Raw genomic sequence first — 20461 nt, forward strand, 5'->3', positions numbered from 1 at the left:
TCACCCGGTGCGGCCGAAGTCGGCCCGGGCGCGTCGTAGCCGGCGTCCGGAGGGACTTCCGGCCCTGTTTGCGGGTACGAGGCCTGACTGCGGCCGTCGGCGGTCGGGCCGGCCGACGGCGTCCGCGTCGGTCAGCTGGTGCGGAAACTGCCGGTGTACACGTCCGTACGGTTCTGTGGTGCGTCGGAGTGGGTCTCGGTGAGCACCGCCCGTACTCCCTTGCCGTCAGCCACCAGGCCCTGGTAGTCGCCGAGGAAGTAGCCCCCGGCGAACGGTGCCTGCAGCCAGTCGAAGACCCGCGAGATCTGTCGTTCGGTGCGCCGCTGAGGGTCTCCGTGCGGCAGGGTGGCCAGCTGGTAGGCGGTGGGCAGGGTGGTGGTGTCGCCCGGCTCGAGGAAGCGCAGGTCGTAGTAGGTGAGTGCGAGCGTGCCCCGCTCGTCGACCGCGACCGACGGGGAGAAGGCCGGCACGCCCTCCGGGCTGATCAGCTCCGGGGCTCCCCAGGTGCGTCCGCCGTCGGTGGAGCGCACCAGCTGGACGGAGTCGAACCTGCCGCCGGAGAAGTCCGAGCCCTCGTACGCCATGTAGAGCGTGCCCGTCTTCGGGTCGACGGCCGGGCTGGGCAGGGTGGACGCGGCGCGCAGCAGCTTGGTGGGGTCGTTCGGGTCGACCTCCGGTACGGAGGTGTCCTTGGCCACGGTGACCGGGGCGCTCCAGGTCTCTCCGGCGTCGGTCGAGGTGACGACCTCGTAGCGGGCTTCGACGACGGTGCTCAGGTCCTCGGAGTGGGTGATCCGGTCGAAGAAGTCGTACAGGGTGCCGGTGTGCCGGTCGACGACGATCAGATGGCCGATGGTCTGGGTGTTGGGCACGGTGCTGGTGTCGACGAAGGGCCGGGCCCCGCTCCACGTGCGGCCGCCGTCGCGGGTGACGGAGATGTAGCCGGGACCGTCGAGTGAGCTGGGGCCGGGCGGGTCGTTGTCGAGGCGGTTCCAGACCTGGTAGGCGGTGCCGTTGCGGATCGGGTCGGCGGTGAGCGAGGGCTTGTCGTTGAAGAACGGCTGCTCGTCGACGTGCGTGGTGGTGAGGTTCTGCCAAGTGCGGCCGCCGTCCCGGGACGTGGCGGCGAGGAGGGCGGTGCGCGTGCTCTTGGTGAAGTCGACGCCCTCGCCGCTCGCGTAGACGGTGCCGTCCGGTCCGGTGCTCACCCAGGGGTCGGTGGCCCGTTCGTAGTCCGCGCCGCCGGGGGCGCAGAGGCTGAACGGCAGCGTGCTCCGGTGGAAGGTGTGGCCGTCCGTGGTCCAGCTGGCCACCAGGCCCCGGGCGCCGCCGTCGTTCCAGCGGTCCTGCTGGAACACGGTGACCACGCGCCGGGGGTCACGCGGATCGACGGACAGGTACGGCTCGACCTCGGTGGCCGGGTAGACGATGCTGTCGGGGGACCTCGCTCCGATGGTGCACTTCGCGTACGGGTCACCGTGGGACACCTTGACCAGTGGTGGGCCGTCGGGGTTCCGGTCCGCTGCGGCGGGAGTCGCGCCGGTGACCGTGACGAGCAGGAGCGCGGCGGCGGTGACGGCGGTGAGGGGCAGGAAGACGCGCATGCGGGATCTCCTCCGGGCCTGTCGGCTGGGGCACGGGACCGCCGTCATCGGGGCGGCCCGGGGCGCGGAGGCGTACCGGAACGCGAGGGTGGGGCGACTCCACTTGGTCCATTTCGGCCTTGCGGCCGGTGCCCTTGATGGGCCGAACGACGGAGTTCATCCCCGAGGTCGTCGAGGAGCACGGCGGAGCCGACCGGCGGCTGCACCGTGCCGGTCGGCTCCTTGGTCGTGCCGGCCGTGGGCCGCGTACCGGTCGGCGATGCCGGCGGGGTCGGCCGCGCGCCGGACGGGTTGGCGGAGTGGGACGGCCTTCAACACACCTAGGCCGTCTCTTCCGGATCTTGCCGGGCCCGCGGCGTCCGGCAAGATCCGAAAGAGACGGTTGTGACCAAGGTCGCTAGTTGGCACTGGAGATTCGCCCTGACCTGCATCGATGCCACCCATCCCTCCCCGACTCTGACCGGAGGGACGCATTATTCTTGGCACTTTGGTACAGCAGCTCAGCAGAAGTCGAGCGCAGTACGCCGCCGTGGGCACGGTCGACGACTATGGGCGCGCGCCAACTGCCCACCCGAGCTGCAAGGTGCAGATCAAGACGCCCCCGGGCTGGTCAGCCGGGTGCCTGTCCCTAGACCCAGACCTCGTGCTCGTTGCGGTAATGAGGCCACGGCCTCCAGGTCCGCCGCGCGGCGAGCACGTGCTTCATCCCTGCGACCCACGAGCCTGGAGCAAGCAATTCGATCAGGTAACGATCGAGTGCGGAGCGCTGGATCTGCAGCGTCCAGCCCGGGGTCATCCGGATGCCGCCCGGCAGAAGAACGGACCGCAGGTACTCCGGTTGGTGGATCTCCATCACCACCTCACCCGGTTCGAGGTCCGTGTTCCCAGGTGGGCGGACCCATCGGGCGCCCAGGCCGGCGACCTGAAGCAGCTCGGCAAGTGCGGGCCCGGATGTCTCAACGCTCACCGTGGTGTAGTCGCCGATGATGCGAGCGCAGATGACAGGGTGCAGAGGATAGTTGGCCCAGGGGACCCGCTGCGGATCAACCGCGGTGGTGTCCAGGCTCGTCGCATGGACGTTGTTGGCGCGTCGGCCGATGCCCGCGCGGTCCAGCGCCTCCTCAAAGGAGTCCCGCATGCGTTCCATGGCCTGCTCGTGCGGCAGGGCCAGTTGGGTCAGACCGTACTGGTCGACGACCAGGAGCGCCCGGCTCCCAGGGATCTCGATGGCGTAAACGCCGTCTGCCGCGGCCCTTTCGGTGGCCGTGCGCAGGAGGTCCAGGTGGGTGCGCAGCGGCAGGGCCAGGTCACACAAGACATCCGAAGCCTTACCTCCGGGAAGGGCATCACCGTGAAGTACTGCAGCTCGTGCCTGGTTGATCCTCCGCAGTTGCTTCTTGTCGATGCTCCTCGGGTTGGTCTTGACCTCCTCAGTCTGGAGTGGCCCCATGTCATTGAAGACCGTGACATCCCCGATGCGTAGGCAGTTGGTCAAGTCATGCAGGAGGGCGAATGCACCATCCTCTTTCCATGCTTGTTCCACTCGCTCAAGCTCGGCTGGCAGGCCCTTCTTCCCATACATGAGCCCGGGCGAGTCGTTGCGGGAGAGCGCGAGGATGAACGGCCGGTAACAGCTGAACGCGCGCCAGGCCAGCGCGTCACCGATCGAGCGGAGTTGACGGACCAGACGCTTGCACACGTCATGCTCGAACTCCCAGGTACTGATCTCGGTGAGGTCGCGGCCCGACTGCGGCTCTGGAACCTGCGGTTGGGGTGCCTTGTGCACGCGCATCCTGGCGATCGCGCGCTTCAGACCGTCGCGGTCCTTCTCCACGTCCAACAGACGGGTCAGCAGTTCTCGTTGGAAGACCACACCGTCTTCCAACGTCTGGCACGCACGCAACTGCTCGATGAGCGACACCAGAACGGGCTGCATCGCAAGATGCCGAGGGTGCTGCAGCATCTCGTCCGGCTCGTAAGCATCAGCGTCGAACAGGCTCATTGTGCAAGTGTCACAGCCAATTGCGCTCAGGACCGCCGGAATTCACGACTGGATGCTCCTGGAGGGTGGGGTGGTGGGCCTATCCCGCCATTCACCTGGTACAGGCTGGCTTTTCGGCCCGCGTGTGACGCCGGTCCTGGAAGTTCTCTCCGCCGTAACCGCATCGTGATCAACTGGAAGAGGGGAGAGTTCTCCCCCTTCCGGCGCGGGGCTCGGTCTACGGGGACGGTTCAGGGCCGCACCTGATGGCCGAGGATCCTTTCGAGCCTGCCGGATCCGGCGAGGGCGTCCTGCGTGGTGAGACCGACACTGCGTCCTTGGCCATTCGGCGGCTACGGGGCATGCTGACCGCATGGACGCCGACGCTCAACCGCCCGCACACCCGCAACCTGCTGTGGTCGTCGCCCAAGGGGACATGGACCTCGACATCAGCGCCCCACTCGCAGAATCCCTTCTGGCCGCGGCCCACGCCCACCCCGTGGTCGTCCTGGACGTCAGCGGCGTCACATTCGCCGACTCCGCCTTCCTCAACCTTCTCCTCAGGCCCATTCCCTGACGGAGCTCCGTATCGCGGCACCCCCGCACCAGCTGCAACGCCTCCTGGAGATGACCGGCACCGACGCCGTCCTCCACGTCCACCCCACGGTCCAAGCCGCGACCAGCGCCACGCCCCTGCCGGACCGCGAGGCCGGCTGACGGGCGAGGACTCCACCGCACGCGCCTGCCTCCGCAGGACCTCACCCGTTCGGGCGCCGACGGGGCCCGTCCGCGCGCGCGGACGGGACGGAGGCTGGGCGCATGGCCGCCACTGATCGTCTACCCGCCGGACGCGATGGGCTGGCGCCGGGTCCGCTATGACGGCACCGCCATCGGGGTCGCCCACCGGCTATCCGACACCCGCCTTCCGCGCCGCGGCCGGCCTCGAGAACGCCGAGAACCTGGACCTCACCGACCCCGACTTCGTGGAGTGGAGAGACGCTGGCCCTGAGAAGTGGGAACCGTCTGTGTGAGGGACGGACTGGGGCCTTGCTAGACGCCGGACAGCCATCCGGCACCGAAATCCGAGAGGTCACGTGCGCGCTGCGCCCGCTCCTCGATCAGCCGGCGAAAGCCCGCCACGGCGTACCGCTCGCCGGTGGCCGAGCTGCGGCCGCGAATGCCGGCGACATCGGCCATGAACTGCTGGGGCTGGGGCTGCCAGCCGACGACCAGGACACGCAGGCCCAGGCTCTCCGCCCGCCGGTACAGGGCCAGGAGATGGAGCAGGCCGTCGGCGTCCATGGACATCGCGCCGTGCAGGTCGACCACGAGGTCCCGCTCACCGGAGGTGGCGGTCCAGCCCCCGCTGAAGCTCCGCGCCCGCGTCCCCGTCGAGTGCCCCGGTGACGCTGACCAGGACCGTGCCGTGGCACTGAACGTCCGTGGTGATCAATGCGCTCTCCTTCCGCCTGGGGCGAGAGGGCCCTCGGGGCTCCCCGTCCTGGCGCGGCGTTCCCCCGGACGGGTGCGAGGCTCGCTGACGCTTCCACACCAACCTGAACAGCGGCGGCCGTGACCGGCATCGCATCAACGTGGCCAAGTAGGAGCCAAAGTCATGGACCGCAAGGGGAAAGCCCTCCCCCATCAGCGCCGGACTCTGTCCACAGGGCCGCACGTCCAGCATCGGTACCGGAGGCCGCCGAGATCGGCGAAGACGCGGGCGAGACGCCTCCGTGGACGGCAGCCCCAGCATTCCAAGATTCTCGGCATCGGCCGCCTCCGAGCTGGTGTTATCAGGAGAGCGGACGGGAATATTCCCTGCAGGCCAGGGCCGTGCGGATGGTGCCCCGCCGCACAGTCCGGCCTATGTGCGCTCGCGGACAGGCAGAGACCACCCCTGAGCGCGCCTGATGGGCGAGGAGAAGGACCATGGCAGCGAGAATGACCGTCTACCACGTCTCACCGTCCGGTGACCGGGCGGCCGCCGCAGGCGTGAAGTGGCAGGTCGAGGGCAGAGAAGGCCGTCGGCTGTTGCACGAACCGCACCGCACCCAGAAGGACGCGATCGACGCAGCCCGCCGACACGCCAAGGAACACGAGCCCGCGCAGATCATGGTCCACGCCCGCGACGGTCACATCCGCACCGCGTACACCTACGGCGACGCTCCTGGGGCATCCCCCGACGAGCGTGGCCGCAAGGCAGGGGAACGCGGAGGCCTCTACTGAAGCCGGGTCCATAAGGATCGCCACGCCGGGATCGAAGGCCGGCTCGGCCGTGCGCACGAACCACCCCAGGAAGCGCTGGAGCAGCGCGGGCCGGGCGGCGGGTAGCTGCCGCAGAGGCCTCGAGTCGAGACCAACCCCGACGACCGGAGCACAGACCGTGCCCCCGACGCGTCACGGCCGCAGACCACTGCCGCTGCGCCGGCGTCCTGCGCCGACTCCACCGTCGTCCGCCGCACGTCGACCCCGTACGCGTCGAGCCGCTCTGCCATGGCCGCCTCGAACCGGTCGGACCTCAGCATCTTGTACCTCAGACGTCCCAGCGGTCGATCGATCACCGCGCCGTCCGCGGCATAAACGCGCAGCTGGTTCCAACTCGCCGCCAGCAGCCCGTCGTACGGCCCGACGTCCGCCTCCCAGTAGCACCAGGTCCGGGCGGGCCAACGCAGCGGCCCGGGCGGGGCCTCGACCACGACCACGCGCGGTGCCGGCCTTCTCCCGTTCCCGGGGAGCGGCTTGGCGAGCTCGACCGCCAGGGACAGCCCGGCAGCCCCCGCACCTACCACGGCCACATCAGCGTCCCAGCCCAACCCCGGCCTCCCGCCACGCGCCGGCGTCTCGCTTGCGCTCCGGACAGCCCGACGGACGTAGTAAGGCGCCCCGGCTCCGAGCGACGCGGCGGCCACCCATGCAAGATGACGGATGTCGGTCTAGCCACCGGCTGGTTTAGTGAGCGTTTCATGCTCATTTTCCGGGTCCGCGACCCGGACGCGATGCTCGCGCCATTGCGCCGAGGAGCCGACGTGGTCGACGCAGCGCATGACAGGGAGGGTGTCGGTCGCTTCGGCTGGGTCACCGACCCTGAGGGTATCGGGTCGAACTGCGGGAGCCCGCCCGACCATGGCTCCACGCGATTCAGGCGGGCTCGCGCCGATCGTCACGCCATCAGGCGTACCGGACCTCGTGCTGCTCCACGATCCGGGCCAAGCGGGCCAGCATCCCTCTGTGCCGGAGCTGGAGCAGGGCCTCGACGGCGGGGTTGTGAAGAGCTCCGCCCAAGCCGCGCAGGGGGTGCTCGTCGCACACGACCAGCGTCTCCTCGCCCCACGGCCGGAGCTGCAGGAAGATCCTCGCCGTACCCAAAGCCTTGAACGACGCCTCCAGTTCAAGCTCACTGCCTGGCTCCTGGTGTCGGACTGTGGTCACCCCTTCGGTCGACCAAGGGCCCAGTCGCACGGTGTAGAGGAGCCGGGAGCCGACCGCGGGCCAGGCCTGATCAAGTGGCGTCGACTCAGAGGGCCCCACCACCCACTCTCCGTAGCGGTTCGGATCGGCGAGTACCGTCCAGACGGCCGACGGCGAGCGGTGAATCAGCTGATTTCGAACGGCCATGAGGAGCCCTTCTCCGTGGAACGGACGCCCACCGTCATCCGGCGGCTCGCCTTCGGCAGGCCGGCCTGTACCGGGTCGAGGCCGCGTATCGGCACGGTCACCAAGGCACACATACGGAAGCCCTTCGCCGAACGGCCTGGAGCGGGCCGCTTCCGACTCACTCCCACTGCCTCGCGTCTACCCGTCCGAGCGGCCGACAGTCGGCCCGCGAGCACCTCCTCCGCGCTTGCCAGCGCTGGCATGACGCGACCGGCAACCCGCAGCTGTCCTACGATGCCGTTGAGGGCCTCGGGACGAGCAGGACCGGAGGGCACATGCCTGAGCAGGGCCGGGAAACGGAGGCTGACGCGGGCAGCGCCGCCCAGCAGGGGGCATCGCAGTGGGCCGGACTGACGGCTGCCTCCGATGCCGGGATGGACCGGTTCGCCCGGCTGGTTTCCCGACTGCTCCACGCGCCGGTGGCCTTCGTTTCGCTGGTCGAGCAGAACAGGCAGATCCTGCCCGGACTGATCGGTCTACTGGAGCCCTGGGCGGAGCCGCGCGCTGCCGCTGTCTCATTCGCTCTGCCGGTACGTGGTGGCCTCCGGGCAGCCGCTGGTGGTGCCGGACGCCCGCGCCGACGAGCGGCTCCGCACCCATCCGGCCGTCACGGACCTCGGGGTCATCGCGTACGCGGGAATGCCTCTGACCGACACCGACGGGCTCGTCGTGGGCTCTCTGTGTGCGATCGACCACTAAGCGCGGGCCTGGGAGCCAGGCGAGCTGTCCGACCTGGAGGATCTGGCCGCGGCATGCTCCGCCGAGCTGCGTCTGCGCGTCCTGTCGGCGAAGAGCCGGTCCGCGCAGCAGGTGCTGGAGACCGCGCGGGCCGCCGCCGAGCATGCCAGAAGCGATGCGCAGCGTCTGGAACAACAAGCCCAGGCTGGATTGGACCACGCCGAGCTGCTGCTGAGGGCCTCGGAGGAGCTCGCCCAGACGTCGGGGTTGGAGGACGTTCGGCGACGAGTGCGGGACCTGTTCGTCGGCGTCGGGAAGCCCTCGTACGTTGGTCTGCTGGTCGCTGACAAGGACGAACTGCACCGGGTTGCCGACCCGGATATCGAGAACTCGGTGGAACGGGAGGTTCTCACGCTGCCCGTGGACGCGGCGTTCCCGAGCACCCGGGCCATGAGGGAGCGGAGGGCGGTCTTCGTTCCCGACCGTGATGCGCTCGTCGCCGGCTACGGCCCCGAGGCGGTTCGCTTCTTCGACCGCATGGGTTTCACCACGGTGCTGTGCCTGCCGCTCTGGGGCAGTCGCGCCCTGCTGGGCGTCCTGGCGATCTGCTGGGACAAGCGGCACGAGGTGGGCGTCACGGAGCGCGCCACCCTCACCGCCGCGTCCGGCTACATCGCTCAGGCGGTGGAACGCGCCCTGTACCTGGACGAGCGGATCTCCGTCGCCCGGGAGCTCCAGGCCGCCATGCTCACCGACCTCCCCCTCACCGACCACGTCGAGATCAGCGCCCTGTACCAGCCGGCCGCGGACGACCACATGATCGGCGGGGACTGGTACGACGCCTATCACCTGCCCCGTGCGCCCGCCTCCGACGGTGAGACCTTGGCGCTCATCGTCACGGTGGGCGACATCACGGGCCATGACATGCGCGCGGCCACGATCATGGGCCAGGTCCGCAGCATGCTGCGGCAGGCCACCCTCGACCACCCGCCGTACGGCCCCGCCACCGCGCTGACCGCCCTCGACGCGGCGTGCTCGGTCCTGCCCATCGAGGCCGGCAGCACGCTGGTCCACGCACGCCTCGACCCCTCCGACGACAGCCCCGACTGGACGCTGACCTGGTCCAACGCCGGCCACCCGCCGCCCCTGATCCGCACTCCCGACGGGCATGTGATCCAACTGGTGGAGCACGACATACTCATTCACCGATCACTCGGTCCTTACAACCGCACGGAGCACCGACGCCGGCTCTCGCCAGGCTCGACGCTCCTGCTCTACACCGACGGGCTCGTCGAACGACGCGGCCACGACATGGACGCCGCCGTCACCCAACTCGTCGCCCTGCTCGCCCGGCACGGGAATCGCCCCCTGGACGAGGTGCTCCGCCGGATCAGCAACCTGCTCACGGACCCCGCACCTGAGGACGACGTCGTCCTTCTTGCCGTGCGAACCCCCTCAATCCCGCAGTCTCAGCGTGCTGAGACTGCGGGAGCGGCGTTTTCCGCTTCGCTGTCGGTTCACACGACGGCCGCCACCCATACCGGTCACCCAGGCCGCTTCTCAGATCTCCTCAGCCCTCGACGATAGTGGTGCACTATGCGGTTTCCGTTCGCCTTCCGATGCGCCCGCGTCAGGCGCCCTCGGCGCGGACCCCGACTCACGTACGGTTCCTGGCTGGCGGGCACGCTCAGTGCGACTGGCGTGACGAAGCTGCCCGACGACAGGGACGGTGCTCTCGTCCTCGTCCTCGTCCTCGCCGGGGAGTTCGACAGCGGGACAGCGGCACCATTCCGCAGGGCCCTCGCCGAGGCGCAGGCCGCCCCGGCTGTTCGGACGATCATCGACGTCTCGGGGGTCGCGTACGCCGACTCCGGTCTGCTCCGGCTCCTCGTCCAGGCCCATCAACGGCTCCCCCTGTTCACGGTGGCGGGCCCCCTCCCGCCTCAGCTGCGCCGACTGCTGGAAATCAGCGGCGCAGCGGGGGTCCGGCGCATCGCCCGACGTCGAAGCGGCGCGCCGCGCCTGAGCCCGACGCGCCGCCCCTGCCCGGCCTCAGTGCTCCGGCAGGGCCGTACGCAAGGCGCTGTGGCCCCGTTCCCAGGCCCCGCGGATGTGGGCCGCGAGCCGGTCCTCGACCAGGACGGTCGCCGCGCAGCCGAACGCGATGTCCCCCGCCAGGTCCGGTTCGTCCGCCAGAAGACCTCCGATGACCTCGTGGCGCACCACCTGTTCGTGGACGGCGTCGGCTTCGACGTGCTCCGCGTAGAAGTGTTCGGCCGCGCGGCCTGCTCCGCAGCGCCGCATCGCCCTGGCCAGGCGCCTGGAGCCGGGCGACGAGGTGACCTCGACGCAGGCAAAGTGACCGACGAGCGCGCCGCGCAGGGCCCGGTGGAGCCCGAAGAGGGACATCAGGTTCACGGTCGCGAGCAACGGCGCCGGCGCGCGGTCCAGGTAGCGGCCGTACGCGGGATCCAGTTCCAGGTCGGCCATGAGGTCCGCGAAGAGCCGTGCGTGGATGCGGTCGGCGCGGCCGGCGCCGAACTCGTCGTACTCGATGGCCACCATCGCGGCCTTGGCCCGCCCGGTGAGCCGCGGGATCACCCAGGCGTGCGGGTCGGCCTCCTTGAGGTGGTAGAGGGAGCGCAGGGCCGCGTACTCGCGCAACTGCCAGAGCTCGCCCTCGGTTTCCAGGTGGTGACTGAGACTGCCGGAGAGGTCCACGGGCTCTACGAGGAGCGGGGCGAAGGCTTCCTCGACCGTTCGGGGCGGGTCGGGCAGCTCCGTGCGCAGGGCGTGCAGGACGCGGGTCTCCAGCGACTGGCGCAGCCGCAGTAGCTCCGGGTCCCATTCGCGCTCGTCGTCCACGCCGTCGAAGCCGCGGTAGTGCAGCTCGTAGAGCAGGTAGAGGGCGAGCTGGAGGTCCTCGCCCCAGGGGTCCGCCTTGAGTACGGAACCCGTGGCGTACGCCGGCGGGCTGCCGGATCGCAGGGCCTCGGTCACGGCGCGGGACAGCTCCCCCCGCCCTTCGACCAGACGGGGGCCGGCGGCCGACGCCGCTGTGCTCAGTCTCAGGCTGGGAGGGGTCATCGGGGGTTCCTGTCCTCGGGAGGCGGGCCGCCCCGCTCACGACGGCGGTGGCTGGTGTCGCACCAGGGGTACGTGCGACTGCGGCGGCAGGTGCACACCGCGACCATGAAGCGGTCGGACCGGGCCACCGTCCCGTCGTCCAGGACGACCTCGACGGGTCCCTCGACCAGCGCCGGGCCCTGCGGTTCGACGGTCACCCGGCGGGGGTCCGCGGTGACGGAGACAGGGCACCGGGCGGGGTCAGGGGCGCTGGGCACGGATGACCACCAGCTCTTCGCGTTCCGCGGCTTCGGCCGCCAGGCCCTGCCGTTCGAGCCAGGATCGTCGCGACCGCAGGACGGGGCCCCACGGCACGGATGCCGACGCCGTGACTACAGCGGCCAGCCCTGCCCCCGCCAGCCGGTCGAGGGTCTTCTCGGCACCGCACATCCCCGAGTGCACCATGAGCAGGATGCCGCCTGGCCGCAACAGGGCCGGGGCGCCCGCGCAGATCCGGTCGATGACCGCGCGCCCGTCGAGTCCGGCGTCCCAGGCCCGTTCCGGCCCGCGCGACGGCAGTCGGTTGTCCGGGGCGGGGACGTACGGAGGGTTCGAGAAGACCACGTCGAAGCGCCGTCCCGCGATGCGAGCCTCGAAATCCCCGTGCAGGACACGCAGCGGAAGACGGTGAAGCCAGGCGTTCAGCCGGGCCGTGGTCACCGCAGGCCAGGACACGTCGACCGCTGTAACCCGGGCGCCCCTGGTCGCGGCGTGCAGCGCCAGGGCGCCGGTGCCCGTACCGATCTCCAGGACCTCGGTGCGGGGCCTGAGGTCCTCATGGGCGAGGGCCGCAGCGAGCAGCCTGGTGTCCGCCTGCGGCTGGTAAACGCCCGGCAGGGCCACCAGGCCGCCGGGCAGCGTGGTCAAGGAAAGAGCAGTACTGGGCACCGTACCTCCGGTTTCGCCGCGGCTCGCAGAGCGAGTCACTGCGATTGACGACGTACTGCGCCTGCCCTGACCAGTGCGCCCCATCCCAAAGAGCGTCGGTCTTCGGAGGATCAGACCAAATTGGCGCCTCCATTCCTCACTTCCTACGCCGGCCTGGACCAACCGACGGGAGAATGATTAAGAATTCAAGATTGGGACGCGAACTGCCGGGTACGCGAGAGGGGCAGATTTGCTCCTTGATTCCCGATTACAGGTAGTCAAGGTGGCGCATCGAATGCGAATCGTTTTCGAAATGGGCATGGGATGGCTTGGCAGGCTGGTGCGTGAGGAAGGTGTTCGCCGGAGGGAACGCGTCCCACCTCACCGCCTGAACCCTCCGACCGGGCTACGGTGGGAAGGTCCCGTACGAGGCGAGCAGCAGGATGAGGCGGGCGGCCCGTAACTGTGTCCACGTCAAACCACGAAGCCCTCGGCGCACCTTGTTGGGTGAGTCTGATGACCGGGGACCTCAATTCCGCTCAGCGGTTCTACGGTGCTGTGCTGGGCTGGACGTTCCGACGGACCCGGCTCGGCGAGTGGTTCAAGGCCGGACGGGTAGCCTCGGCACCGATGCCCGTGGGACGCCCGCAGCGGCGTCCGTAGGCCTGGCGGCTTGCGGCCACCCGGGTGAGCTCCGCCCGGCTTACGGCCTTGTACCGCCGCGCTACGCCCACGGCAGCACGAGGATGGACGGGCCGGTTCCCCTTCATCGTGGCTGGAGTCATTTCCGTGCTCGAACGCAAGCAGCTCAAGGACCGTACCCAGGTCACCTTCATCCTCCCCGACCACACGCCGGACGGGCCCGTCAGCGTCGTCGGAGACTTCAACCACTGGAACCCCGCCGCCCACCCCCTGGAGCCCCGCGGGGACGGCACCCGCGCCGCAACCGTCGCCCTCCCCGCCCACAGCGCACACTCCTTCCGCTACCTCGCGGCCGGCGGCCACTGGTTCGACGACGAACAGGCCGACAGCCACGACGGCACCAACAGCCGCATCCACACCTGACCAGCGGCCTCCCGGAATCCGCCCGAGCCACTCCCGCCGACCCGGTTCACGGCCCTCCTGGGCGCTGGCACTCTCGTCACTGCGCCAGCGGCGGGACAGTGGACGCCTCCTCTCGCTCGGCTGGTCCCCGGCGACTGTCGCCCCGTGATTCCCAGGTCCTGACCAGCACCGAGGCGGGTCCCCTGTGAGCAGCCCAACCGGTCTTTCGGATGTTCCCTTGCCGCCCTGCACCATCTGAGGGAGAAGCGGGATATCAACACGGTGACCCTTCGCTACGCTGACGTCCCGGGTCTTCTGGTTCCGGAGGTCGAGGGAAACCTGACCCACGAGGAGCTGGTCCAGGCCCTGCCCGTGGATGAGCCGCGGCTGGTCGTCCACGAGCTGTCCTTCGCCAGCCCGGACGGCACGCGAAGGCACGCGCAGCTCCTGATCTTCTGGCTGCCGCCGGACGCCCGTGAGCTGGAGGAGGCCTACACGGACGGTTTCACGGCCCTGAAGGAGTTCCTTGCCGACGTTCACGTCCACCTCACCGCCAGGCGGGCAGACCAGCTCGACTACTTGCCCTGGCCGGCTGAGCACCCTCCCGCTGCCGCTCTCTGTGCGCAGCGGGTGGCGCCGTCGATGGCGGGGCCCCCTCTGGCCGATTAGCCGAGGCCGGCGTTCTTGACATGGCTGGCGTGGATAGTCACCAGCTCTTCCCATTCCTGGGCTTCGGCCGCCAGGCCCTGCCGCTCCGACCAGGCCCGGCGCGAGCGGAGCACGGGGCCCCACGGGACAGAGACGCTCGCCGTCACCTCGGCGGCCAGTCCCGAGCGGGAGAGCCGGTCGACGGTGGCGTTGGCCCTGCACATCCCCGATGTGCACCATGAGGAGGACGCCGCCCGGCCGCAGCCGTGTCGTGGCGCTTTCGCAGATCCGGTCGATGATCGCCCGCCCGTCGGGGCCTGCGTCCCACGCTCGCTCGGGCCCACCCGACGGCAGACCTTTGGCCGGGGCGGGAACGTACGGCGGATTCGCGATGATCAGGTCGAATGATCGCCCGGCGGTGCGGGCAGCGGCAAAGTCTCCGTGGGCGAGTCTCAGGGGCAGCCGCCGGCGTAGCGCATTCAGGCGAGCCGTGGCCACGGCCCGCCAGGAGACGTCGACTGCAGTGCCCTGGCACCCCTGCTCGCGCCCAGGAGGGCCAGCACGCCGGTGCCCGTACCGATCTCCAGCATTTTCGTCTGGGGACCGAGGCGCTCGCGGCTGAGCGCCTCGGCGAGGAACCAGGTGTCCGCTTGTGGGCGGTAGACACCCCGCGAGAGCGACCAGGCCCGTGGTGGACGTTCCCAAGCTCAGAGCCGTACAGGTCACTACGCACCTCCAGAAACAGACGCCCCGAGCAAGCTGCCTAGCCACCCCCGCATGTGCGACTGCCCCCGGCTCCGCACCCCATCCAGAAACCTGGCGATCTTCGGAGGATCAGACGGAAATCCAGCGAAACGCGATCTCACGGGTGGCGATTCCGGCCGCGCGCCCTGCCTGCTCCCCAAGCGTCCTCACGGCGCTGTGCCGATGCTGCTCAGCCAGTTGGTGCCGACGCCCACCTGGGAGGCACGGGGCCTGGTCGGCGTATGGCGTAGGTACGTCGCCTTTCCGGGCCAAACGAAACGTTCCTCCCTGATGAGCTACGCGTGGAAGGACCGGGTGCACGGCGTCGGGGCGGCCGGCTGCGCCGCCCGGTACGGCGACGCAAAGGAGGCGCTGGTAGCAGTTCGAGAAGGCCTGCGACAGCGACCACGCCGAGAAGCGGGCGATCGCGGGACAAGGTGATCGAGGAACTCACCACCCACACCTGGGAGCCGTGAGCGGGGCTCCGGGTCGCCGATTAGAGCAGCCGTCCGAGGGGTTCGCGGGTTCGGCGGTCAGGTAGGCGCGCCCCGGCGGGCAAACATCCACCCGTCCCAGATGAGCGGGCCGCAGTGCGGCCCCTGCAGGAAGTAAGCCCTGCCGTGTCCGAGGTCAAGGAATCCATCGAGGTCGACGTCCCCTCCGGACCGCCTATGACCAGTGGACTCAGTTCGAGACGTTCCCGTTGTTCATGGACGGTGTGCGGCGCGTCGAGCAGGTCGACGAGACCCTCACCCACTGCGGGACCAAGATCGGTGGGGTGGACCGGGAGTTCGATGCCGAGATCACCGAACAGGTCCCTGCCGAGCGGATCGCATGGGTCAGCGTGGGCGGAGAGACCGTGCGGTCGGGCGTTGTTACCTTCCACCCCATCGACCCGACTCCCACCGAGGTGACCTTGCGGTTGGCTTTCGACCCCGCCGGGCCGGCAGAGACCATCGCCGACAAGTTCGGCTTCATCGACCGCCAGGTCACCGGTGACCTCCAGCGGTTCAAGAAGTTCGTCGAGGAGCGCGGTACCGAGAGCGGCGCCTGGCGCGGTGAGGTCTGACCCCGCTGCATGATCCGCTCAGGCGGCGTGCCATTCGTGCGGGCCTGCGCCACTCCACTGCACCAGCTGCGGATCGTCGAGGACGTTGGTCGGCGAGACCACCCCCGCCGCCTCGAGGAGACCACCAGGTCGTGATCGGAGTAGGCCGTACCAAGGACCTGCTCGCGGTCCTGACGGCGCATGGTCACCCGGCGTCCGCCGGTCGGGGACGGCTGGTGCACAACGATGGGCACACTGTCCATGAGTCCAGGGTGCCGCTCATGCCAGGTGCCCGGCCAGTAAGGCAGCGTCGGGCCCGACCTGCGGCGCGGAGGGGGCACCGCTGCACCGCTTCTCCGCCTCATGGGCATCATCGCCTCGATGACGTACCACCGTTGCTTTCCTTGCCAGAGGCAGCGGTCTGCGGCCCTGGCCGCGTGAGCGATACCCGTTGCGCCACTTCTTGCCAGTCCGGACGTCGATCCCGACGACCGGGTTGCAGTAGCCCTGGTCCATGAGCGGAAAGTACGCGGCCTGCTCCCGGGCAAGCTTCTTCCGGCCCTGCGGGGCCTTGTCCGGTCCCCGCTCATCTCGAACTCCATCGAGCATCCCTCTGGACTGGGGTGTTGCGACGACTGCTGGAACTCAAGCCCAGGGGTGATGCCGCTATCAGGCCGCTTCATGTGCGGGCCGGCCAGATGCCGTACGCCGGGGTGCAGAGGTAGTGGCCCTAGTCTGCGCGGCGGGCTTTGTGCGGGGTCGCCCTCAGGTGCGCACGGGCGTTGAGGTCACGGCCCGTTGATTGCCGTGCACGTTCCAGTGGACCGTCGTACAGCTCCTGGAGAACGGCGCCGGGCTCGGCGGCGGGGCTGAGGGTGATGTCGAGGTCTACCTCGGGACGGTGGGAGGAGCCGGTCATGCGTGCGCGAGCCTGGCTGACACCAGACAGCCGGCGAGCGTCCGCTGCGAGGGCATCGCTGAGCGCCTCCTCGCGCAGTTCCACCCCGTCGACGGTCGGCGTTTCTCCCACTGTCAAGGGGCCGGGGCGGGAGCGGCGCAGTTGCGCGAGCAGCCACCACAGGGCCAACAGGACGACGATCGCCAGGACCGCAATGGCCGCGGGCCACCACCATCCTTCGCCGGTCCAGCGCGTGCGGTCTGCCTCGCCGAGGAGGACGTGGGCGGGCACGGTCATGGGCCAGCCGTCGGGTGGTGTCATGCGCCAGCGCCGGTAGAGGGTGAAGCCGCCCGCCAGGATCAGCAGGCCCCCACCGAGCAGGATGATGCCCACTACGGCCAGCAGGGTTCGGTTGATTACGGACTTCCTCTTCATCGAGATCCCCTTTTCCTGCCTCTTCCGGCGGGGGGCAACCGGGCGGGGCTACTTGCGGCGGGGGCGTACCCGGACGTCGAGCCGCGGAGGGCGGGCCAGGGCAAGCCGGTCGAGCTGCTCCTCCAGGGCGGCCTGCAGATCGGCCTTGACATCGGCCGGGGCGCGGAAGCGGACATCCGCGTGGACTGCTACGCGGTGTTGAGAGGACTTGACCTTGGCGGCGCTGACGCCCGGAACATGCATCGCGGCATCCCGCAGACGGAGTTCCGCAGCCGTGCGGTCCAGCACGGCGTACATTCGCGCGCCGGGTGTCTGCAGGGGCAGCTGGCGACGCAGGCCGGGGGTCAGAGCCAGGATGATCAACCAGAGTCCGAGGGCGGCGATGACAGCTGCGCCCGTTTGGACAAAGGTGTCGTCCAGCGGGCGGGTGGCCAGTTCGTCGGCCAGGCGCCGGCGCCACGGTGCGGCTGGGCTGCCCGCGCGAACCCTGATGACGTCGAACAGGAGAAGGCCGGCCGCCGCCCCGATGATCAGTGCTGTGATCGCGGCGGGTATCCGGCGCGCGGACCACGGGCGCGCAGCCGGACGGGGCTCAGGTGGAGGCTTCTGGGGCAGCGGCACCGCGGTGCGCGACGTGGCCTCGTCTGCCGCCGGGGGGCTCTTTGTCTGCGCTGGTGCGTCTTGGTCGCGTTCCATGCCACCTCTCCTTCCCGGTCGCGATGCGCTCCGGTTCACTGCACGCGTCGGCGTTGCGAGCCGTCGGCGGGAACGAGGCGCTCGATGGCGAGGGTGACTTCAGTGACGCGCATCCCGGTTAGGTGGGCTACCCGCTCGCTGACGTAGTGCTGCACGTGGCGGGAGGCCAGGACGAGGTCTGACGGATAGGGCAGCTCCGCGTTGAGCCCCAGCCGGGCTGAGCCGCCGGCGACGGTCGCCGAGGCATGGGGGGCGGCAAGCTGCGCGGCCGCGCCCGAGGTGTCCGTGCTGTCGGCCAGCGCCTCCTTCGCCGCGCGGGCCGCAATACGGGCCACCACCTTTTCCGGAATGACTGTGGCGCCGCGTTCAGCGGGCGGTAGGGGCGCTGCCCGGGTGGGGGCGGCTGCCTCTGATCTGGCGGCGGCGCGTTGCGCTGTCACTGCCGGTCCCGGGAGCGGGTGAAGTCGGACAGGTCGAGGTCACCCTGCGCCATACGGCCGATGATCAGGCCCACCAGACCCAGGAATGCGACGAGCAGGAACGCCCAGAATCCGCCGAAAAATGCGGCGAAGCCCAGGGCCATGCCGGTCAGCAGACCCACGGTTGCTGCGTTCATATCACTCACCTGATTTCAGATCGCTTCTTCTCTTCTCGGCCCGGTCGCGTGCAGGATTCGAAAGTCACTGCACGCGGCCTCCGTCCTCCTCGTCGTCCTCCTCGTCGGGAAGGTGGACATCGTCGACGGCAATGTTCACTTCGACGACTTCCAGACCGGTCATACGCTCGACGGCGGTGATGACGCTGGTACGGACCTCGGCGGCGAGGTCCGCGATGGGGACGCCGTACTCCACGACCACGTCAAGATCGACGGCGGCCTGCCGCTCGCCCACCTCGACTTTCACCCCGCGGGACACGTTGGGGCGGCCGCCGGGGACTTTGTCCGTGACCGCACCGAGCGTGCGGGACATACCGGAGCCGAGGCTGTGGATGCCCGGCACCTCACGGGCGGCCATTCCTGCGATCTTTTCGACCACGCTGTCGGCGATCGTCGTCCGGCCGCGCGTCTCGGGCGCGGCGTCTGCGCCGGCCTGACCTGTGAGCTCCTTGCCCGCAGAGCGTGGCGCATTCCCTCCAGCGGTGGGGTTGATGATGTCCGACATGAGGACCTCCCCAGAATGTTGATCCAGACGCCGGTGCGACGCCCTCATCCTTTGGACACACCGCGCGGACAATCCTCACCCCCGCTCGCACATCCACAGCCGTACCATCGATAAAGGGCATAGCTCGGGCCGCGATCCGGCGGCAGGAAGCGAGCGACGGATGCGCAACCAGACCAGCCCCTATCTTGCGCCCCGCACCGACCTGCCCATACGACCGCCCCCGCCGGTCCCGGCCCTCGACGCTACGGCCGAGGACGCTCTCAGCGACCTGGACGACAGCGTGCTGGCAGTACGGGCTCGCGAAGACGACGACGACGCCTTCGCCATCCTGGTCAACCGACACAGCAGCCACCTGCTCGCCCTCGCCCAGCATCTGCTCGGAAACCGTGCGGACGCCGAAGACGCGGTTCAAGAAGCCTTCCTCAGCGCATGGAGACAGCTGCCGGAATTCCGCCACGGCGCTTCCTTCGGCACCTGGATGTACCGCATCGTGACCAACCGCTGCCTCAACGTCCTGCGCCGCCCCCGCCCGGTACCGCTGGACACCGTCGCGGAACCTACGGCCGCCGACCCCCGCAGTTCACCGCCGCGAGTAGCTGAAACCGACGCAGCGACCACCGCCCTCGTAGAGGCCCTGATGGAACTGCGCCCTGAACTTCGTGCCTGCTGGGTCCTGCGGGAACTTCACGGCCTGCACTACAACGAGATCGCCCACGTCCTGGGCGCCAGCGAACAGACGGTGCGCGGCCGACTCTCCCGCGCCCGACGCGCTCTGATGGAGGCGATGCGCCCATGGCGCTGAACGGCCGGTACCCGCACTCTGACGAACAGCCCGAAAGCGCGTGCGCCACGCGCGCCACACCACCTCTGCCCGGCGACACCGAGCGGCTTGCCGGCGCGGAGCTCCTGCCCTGCGGATGCCCCCTTGGCCACGCCTGGGAGCAGGCACGCGCACCTGCCGGTACGGCCGATCCGTCCAGCATCCGATGCCCCTGTTGCCGCAAGGCCATCGAAGGGCTGGCAGCCCTGGACCGGGCCACCCGCGCCCTGCGCACCGCGGAACACCCCGACACCCGCAGCCTCGCCGACCGAGTCATCAATGCGGTCCGCGCGGAGGTAAGGCTGGGCGCACTACTGATGCTTAACGACCCCGGTCGCGACCTACGCATCGCCGAGAGCGCCGCCGCCAAAGTGCTCCGCCGAGCCGCCGACACAGTTCCCGGAACCCGTACTGCCAGCTGTCGGCTGTCCCCCTCGAAGAGCGGCCACATCGCCCATATCGTCGCCATCACGGTCGCCGCCAAGCTCGACAAGCCATTGCGAGAACAGGCCGAAGCCGTGCGCCAAGCTGTCCTGCACGCAGCGGAGCACGTCCTCGGCCTCGCCGTCACCACCGTCGATGTAAATGTCAACGCCGTGCTGGAGCCGTCCCGAGTGCCGGGCGCGCGGTCGGAGATGAGCGACCGATGACCGTCTCCCACCGCGTTGACATCCAGCGCGTGGCAGCCGAAGCGGCCTCCGGCGTACCAGGCGTGGCAGCACTCCAGCCCGCGCTCGCCGACCGACTGGCTCTGGCAGCATCTCGCGCACACCAGGCCCTGACCGCAGGAGCCGCCCCCCACCCAGAGGCAGCTGGCATCCGCTGCGAACACACCCCGAGCGACCGATGGTTCGTGGAGGTCCGCTGCATCCTGCACGCCGACCAGCGCGTCGTCGACGTGGCCAGGCAGGTACGCGACGACGTGCGCAACGCCGTCTTGGCCTACCTGTCCCAGCAATGCCCATCCGACCGCGTCACCGTCGTGGTCACCGTTACCCGCACGCTCTAGGTATAAAACTGCCGGACGTTGTTGACACTCGGGTCTCCGAGCACTATGG

General features: G+C 69.6%; 22 protein-coding genes and 5 pseudogenes. 13 read left to right on the forward strand and 14 right to left on the reverse strand.

Annotated elements, in window-relative coordinates; all coding sequences use genetic code 11:
• Positions 1 to 131 precede the first annotated feature (131 nt).
• Positions 132 to 1604, reverse strand: a complete 1473-nt coding sequence (locus tag JYK04_RS06500; RefSeq protein WP_189733826.1) for a sialidase family protein — start codon at positions 1602 to 1604, stop codon at positions 132 to 134.
• A gap of 628 nt (positions 1605 to 2232) precedes the next feature.
• Positions 2233 to 3606, reverse strand: a complete 1374-nt coding sequence (locus JYK04_RS06505) for a hypothetical protein (protein ID WP_189733829.1) — start codon at positions 3604 to 3606, stop codon at positions 2233 to 2235.
• A 352-nt stretch (positions 3607 to 3958) separates the two neighbouring features.
• On the opposite strand from JYK04_RS06505, the gene JYK04_RS41035 reads away from it, so the two are divergent.
• Complete coding sequence (locus tag JYK04_RS41035) at positions 3959 to 4162, forward strand: STAS domain-containing protein (protein WP_229875023.1); 204 nt, start codon at positions 3959 to 3961, stop codon at positions 4160 to 4162.
• A 473-nt stretch (positions 4163 to 4635) separates the two neighbouring features.
• Here JYK04_RS41035 and JYK04_RS06515 read toward each other — a convergent pair whose 3' ends face one another.
• On the reverse strand, positions 4636 to 4914 hold the full coding sequence (locus tag JYK04_RS06515) for a hypothetical protein (RefSeq protein ID WP_229875024.1): 279 nt from the start codon (positions 4912 to 4914) through the stop codon (positions 4636 to 4638).
• A gap of 600 nt (positions 4915 to 5514) precedes the next feature.
• Here JYK04_RS06515 and JYK04_RS06520 point away from each other — a divergent pair.
• Positions 5515 to 5811 carry a DUF2188 domain-containing protein gene (locus tag JYK04_RS06520; protein ID WP_189733831.1) on the forward strand — a complete coding sequence of 99 codons (297 nt, stop codon included), beginning with the start codon at positions 5515 to 5517 and terminating at the stop codon, positions 5809 to 5811.
• Positions 5812 to 5990: 179 nt separating this feature from the next.
• Here the strand turns inward: JYK04_RS06520 and JYK04_RS42350 are convergent.
• Positions 5991 to 6494 (reverse strand): annotated as a pseudogene (locus tag JYK04_RS42350) (lycopene cyclase family protein); the annotation flags it as partial.
• Between the two features lie 54 nt (positions 6495 to 6548).
• On the opposite strand from JYK04_RS42350, the pseudogene JYK04_RS42105 reads away from it, so the two are divergent.
• Positions 6549 to 6703, forward strand: a pseudogene (locus JYK04_RS42105) (VOC family protein); the annotation flags it as partial.
• A gap of 50 nt (positions 6704 to 6753) precedes the next feature.
• Here the strand turns inward: JYK04_RS42105 and JYK04_RS06530 are convergent.
• A complete protein-coding gene (locus JYK04_RS06530; protein WP_189733834.1) occupies positions 6754 to 7200 on the reverse strand; it encodes an SRPBCC family protein in 447 nt (148 codons plus the stop codon).
• A 576-nt stretch (positions 7201 to 7776) separates the two neighbouring features.
• Here JYK04_RS06530 and JYK04_RS42110 point away from each other — a divergent pair.
• The 3 genes and pseudogenes from JYK04_RS42110 to JYK04_RS42355 form a co-directional block, all read left to right on the forward strand.
• Positions 7777 to 7938 (forward strand): GAF domain-containing protein, encoded by a 162-nt coding sequence (locus tag JYK04_RS42110; protein WP_308444764.1) that lies wholly within the window; start codon positions 7777 to 7779, stop codon positions 7936 to 7938.
• A gap of 189 nt (positions 7939 to 8127) precedes the next feature.
• Positions 8128 to 9504, forward strand: coding sequence for a PP2C family protein-serine/threonine phosphatase (locus JYK04_RS06535; protein WP_308444765.1), 1377 nt, complete (start codon positions 8128 to 8130; stop codon positions 9502 to 9504).
• Positions 9505 to 9513: 9 nt separating this feature from the next.
• Positions 9514 to 9879 (forward strand): annotated as a pseudogene (locus JYK04_RS42355) (STAS domain-containing protein); the annotation flags it as partial.
• 90 nt (positions 9880 to 9969) lie between these two features.
• Here JYK04_RS42355 and JYK04_RS06545 read toward each other — a convergent pair.
• Genes JYK04_RS06545 through JYK04_RS06555 form a run of 3 tightly spaced genes read right to left on the reverse strand, consistent with a single transcriptional unit; the run spans position 9970 to position 11901 of the window.
• The gene (locus JYK04_RS06545) at positions 9970 to 11004 is read right to left on the reverse strand and encodes an iron-containing redox enzyme family protein (RefSeq protein WP_189733837.1); all 1035 of its coding nucleotides are present in this window, start codon (positions 11002 to 11004) and stop codon (positions 9970 to 9972) included.
• Positions 11001 to 11261, reverse strand: coding sequence for a CDGSH iron-sulfur domain-containing protein (locus JYK04_RS06550; protein ID WP_189733840.1), 261 nt, complete (start codon positions 11259 to 11261; stop codon positions 11001 to 11003). Before JYK04_RS06550 ends, JYK04_RS06545 begins: the two co-directional genes overlap by 4 nt.
• Entirely contained in the window at positions 11245 to 11901 is a 657-nt protein-coding gene (locus tag JYK04_RS06555; protein ID WP_229875057.1) for a HemK2/MTQ2 family protein methyltransferase, read from the reverse strand. Before JYK04_RS06555 ends, JYK04_RS06550 begins: the two co-directional genes overlap by 17 nt.
• Before the next feature lie 525 nt (positions 11902 to 12426).
• On the opposite strand from JYK04_RS06555, the gene JYK04_RS42360 reads away from it, so the two are divergent.
• The 3 genes from JYK04_RS42360 to JYK04_RS06565 all read left to right on the forward strand — a co-directional run bounded on the left by JYK04_RS42360 (position 12427) and on the right by JYK04_RS06565 (position 13623).
• A complete protein-coding gene (locus tag JYK04_RS42360) occupies positions 12427 to 12573 on the forward strand; it encodes a VOC family protein (protein WP_373297367.1) in 147 nt (48 codons plus the stop codon).
• 126 nt (positions 12574 to 12699) lie between these two features.
• A complete protein-coding gene (locus JYK04_RS06560) occupies positions 12700 to 12975 on the forward strand; it encodes an isoamylase early set domain-containing protein (protein WP_189733844.1) in 276 nt (91 codons plus the stop codon).
• 261 nt (positions 12976 to 13236) lie between these two features.
• On the forward strand, positions 13237 to 13623 hold the full coding sequence (locus tag JYK04_RS06565) for a cofilin family protein (RefSeq protein WP_229875025.1): 387 nt from the start codon (positions 13237 to 13239) through the stop codon (positions 13621 to 13623).
• Here JYK04_RS06565 and JYK04_RS06570 read toward each other — a convergent pair.
• Positions 13620 to 14270: pseudogene (locus tag JYK04_RS06570) on the reverse strand (HemK2/MTQ2 family protein methyltransferase); the annotation flags it as partial. The gene JYK04_RS06565 and the pseudogene JYK04_RS06570 overlap by 4 nt on opposite strands.
• Before the next feature lie 696 nt (positions 14271 to 14966).
• Here JYK04_RS06570 and JYK04_RS06575 point away from each other — a divergent pair.
• Positions 14967 to 15415: pseudogene (locus JYK04_RS06575) on the forward strand (SRPBCC family protein).
• Between the two features lie 709 nt (positions 15416 to 16124).
• Here JYK04_RS06575 and amaP read toward each other — a convergent pair.
• From amaP to JYK04_RS06600, 5 genes are all read right to left on the reverse strand, one after another.
• Entirely contained in the window at positions 16125 to 16727 is a 603-nt protein-coding gene (gene amaP, locus JYK04_RS06580) for an alkaline shock response membrane anchor protein AmaP (protein ID WP_189733846.1), read from the reverse strand.
• A 48-nt stretch (positions 16728 to 16775) separates the two neighbouring features.
• Complete coding sequence (locus tag JYK04_RS06585) at positions 16776 to 17423, reverse strand: DUF6286 domain-containing protein (RefSeq protein WP_229875026.1); 648 nt, start codon at positions 17421 to 17423, stop codon at positions 16776 to 16778.
• 35 nt (positions 17424 to 17458) lie between these two features.
• A complete protein-coding gene (locus tag JYK04_RS06590; RefSeq protein ID WP_229875027.1) occupies positions 17459 to 17758 on the reverse strand; it encodes a hypothetical protein in 300 nt (99 codons plus the stop codon).
• Between the two features lie 101 nt (positions 17759 to 17859).
• On the reverse strand, positions 17860 to 18039 hold the full coding sequence (locus JYK04_RS06595; protein WP_189733851.1) for a hypothetical protein: 180 nt from the start codon (positions 18037 to 18039) through the stop codon (positions 17860 to 17862).
• Between the two features lie 64 nt (positions 18040 to 18103).
• Positions 18104 to 18583, reverse strand: a complete 480-nt coding sequence (locus JYK04_RS06600) for an Asp23/Gls24 family envelope stress response protein (RefSeq protein ID WP_189733854.1) — start codon at positions 18581 to 18583, stop codon at positions 18104 to 18106.
• Positions 18584 to 18743: 160 nt separating this feature from the next.
• On the opposite strand from JYK04_RS06600, the gene JYK04_RS06605 reads away from it, so the two are divergent.
• The 3 genes from JYK04_RS06605 to JYK04_RS06615 are packed head-to-tail and all read left to right on the forward strand — an operon-like array spanning position 18744 to position 20412.
• Positions 18744 to 19385 carry an RNA polymerase sigma factor gene (locus JYK04_RS06605; protein ID WP_189733856.1) on the forward strand — a complete coding sequence of 214 codons (642 nt, stop codon included), beginning with the start codon at positions 18744 to 18746 and terminating at the stop codon, positions 19383 to 19385.
• The gene (locus JYK04_RS06610; protein WP_189733858.1) at positions 19376 to 20053 is read left to right on the forward strand and encodes an Asp23/Gls24 family envelope stress response protein; all 678 of its coding nucleotides are present in this window, start codon (positions 19376 to 19378) and stop codon (positions 20051 to 20053) included. Before JYK04_RS06605 ends, JYK04_RS06610 begins: the two co-directional genes overlap by 10 nt.
• Positions 20050 to 20412: an Asp23/Gls24 family envelope stress response protein gene (locus tag JYK04_RS06615; protein WP_189733861.1), complete on the forward strand. Its 363-nt coding sequence runs from the start codon at positions 20050 to 20052 to the stop codon at positions 20410 to 20412. The genes JYK04_RS06610 and JYK04_RS06615 overlap by 4 nt, the downstream gene beginning before the upstream one ends.
• Positions 20413 to 20461 lie beyond the last annotated feature (49 nt).

The sequence above is a fragment of the Streptomyces nojiriensis genome (genome assembly GCF_017639205.1).
Taxonomy (GTDB): Bacteria; Actinomycetota; Actinomycetes; order Streptomycetales; family Streptomycetaceae; genus Streptomyces; species Streptomyces nojiriensis.

Excerpts from the sequence above, each read along its gene's own strand:
- JYK04_RS41035 (WP_229875023.1), top strand. The coding sequence starts at position 3,959 with ATGGACGCCGACGCTCAACCGCCCGCACACCCGCAACCTGCTGTGGTC.
- JYK04_RS06605 (WP_189733856.1), top strand. The coding sequence starts at position 18,744 with ATGCGCAACCAGACCAGCCCCTATCTTGCGCCCCGCACCGACCTGCCC.
- JYK04_RS06505 (WP_189733829.1), bottom strand. The coding sequence starts at position 3,606 with ATGAGCCTGTTCGACGCTGATGCTTACGAGCCGGACGAGATGCTGCAG.
- JYK04_RS06530 (WP_189733834.1), bottom strand. The coding sequence starts at position 7,200 with ATGGCCGTTCGAAATCAGCTGATTCACCGCTCGCCGTCGGCCGTCTGG.
- JYK04_RS06610 (WP_189733858.1), top strand. The coding sequence starts at position 19,376 with ATGGCGCTGAACGGCCGGTACCCGCACTCTGACGAACAGCCCGAAAGC.
- JYK04_RS06600 (WP_189733854.1), bottom strand. The coding sequence starts at position 18,583 with ATGTCGGACATCATCAACCCCACCGCTGGAGGGAATGCGCCACGCTCT.
- amaP (WP_189733846.1), bottom strand. The coding sequence starts at position 16,727 with ATGAAGAGGAAGTCCGTAATCAACCGAACCCTGCTGGCCGTAGTGGGC.
- JYK04_RS06500 (WP_189733826.1), bottom strand. The coding sequence starts at position 1,604 with ATGCGCGTCTTCCTGCCCCTCACCGCCGTCACCGCCGCCGCGCTCCTG.
- JYK04_RS06545 (WP_189733837.1), bottom strand. The coding sequence starts at position 11,004 with ATGACCCCTCCCAGCCTGAGACTGAGCACAGCGGCGTCGGCCGCCGGC.
- JYK04_RS06595 (WP_189733851.1), bottom strand. The coding sequence starts at position 18,039 with ATGAACGCAGCAACCGTGGGTCTGCTGACCGGCATGGCCCTGGGCTTC.
- JYK04_RS06520 (WP_189733831.1), top strand. The coding sequence starts at position 5,515 with ATGGCAGCGAGAATGACCGTCTACCACGTCTCACCGTCCGGTGACCGG.
- JYK04_RS06585 (WP_229875026.1), bottom strand. The coding sequence starts at position 17,423 with ATGGAACGCGACCAAGACGCACCAGCGCAGACAAAGAGCCCCCCGGCG.
- JYK04_RS42360 (WP_373297367.1), top strand. The coding sequence starts at position 12,427 with ATGACCGGGGACCTCAATTCCGCTCAGCGGTTCTACGGTGCTGTGCTG.
- JYK04_RS06615 (WP_189733861.1), top strand. The coding sequence starts at position 20,050 with ATGACCGTCTCCCACCGCGTTGACATCCAGCGCGTGGCAGCCGAAGCG.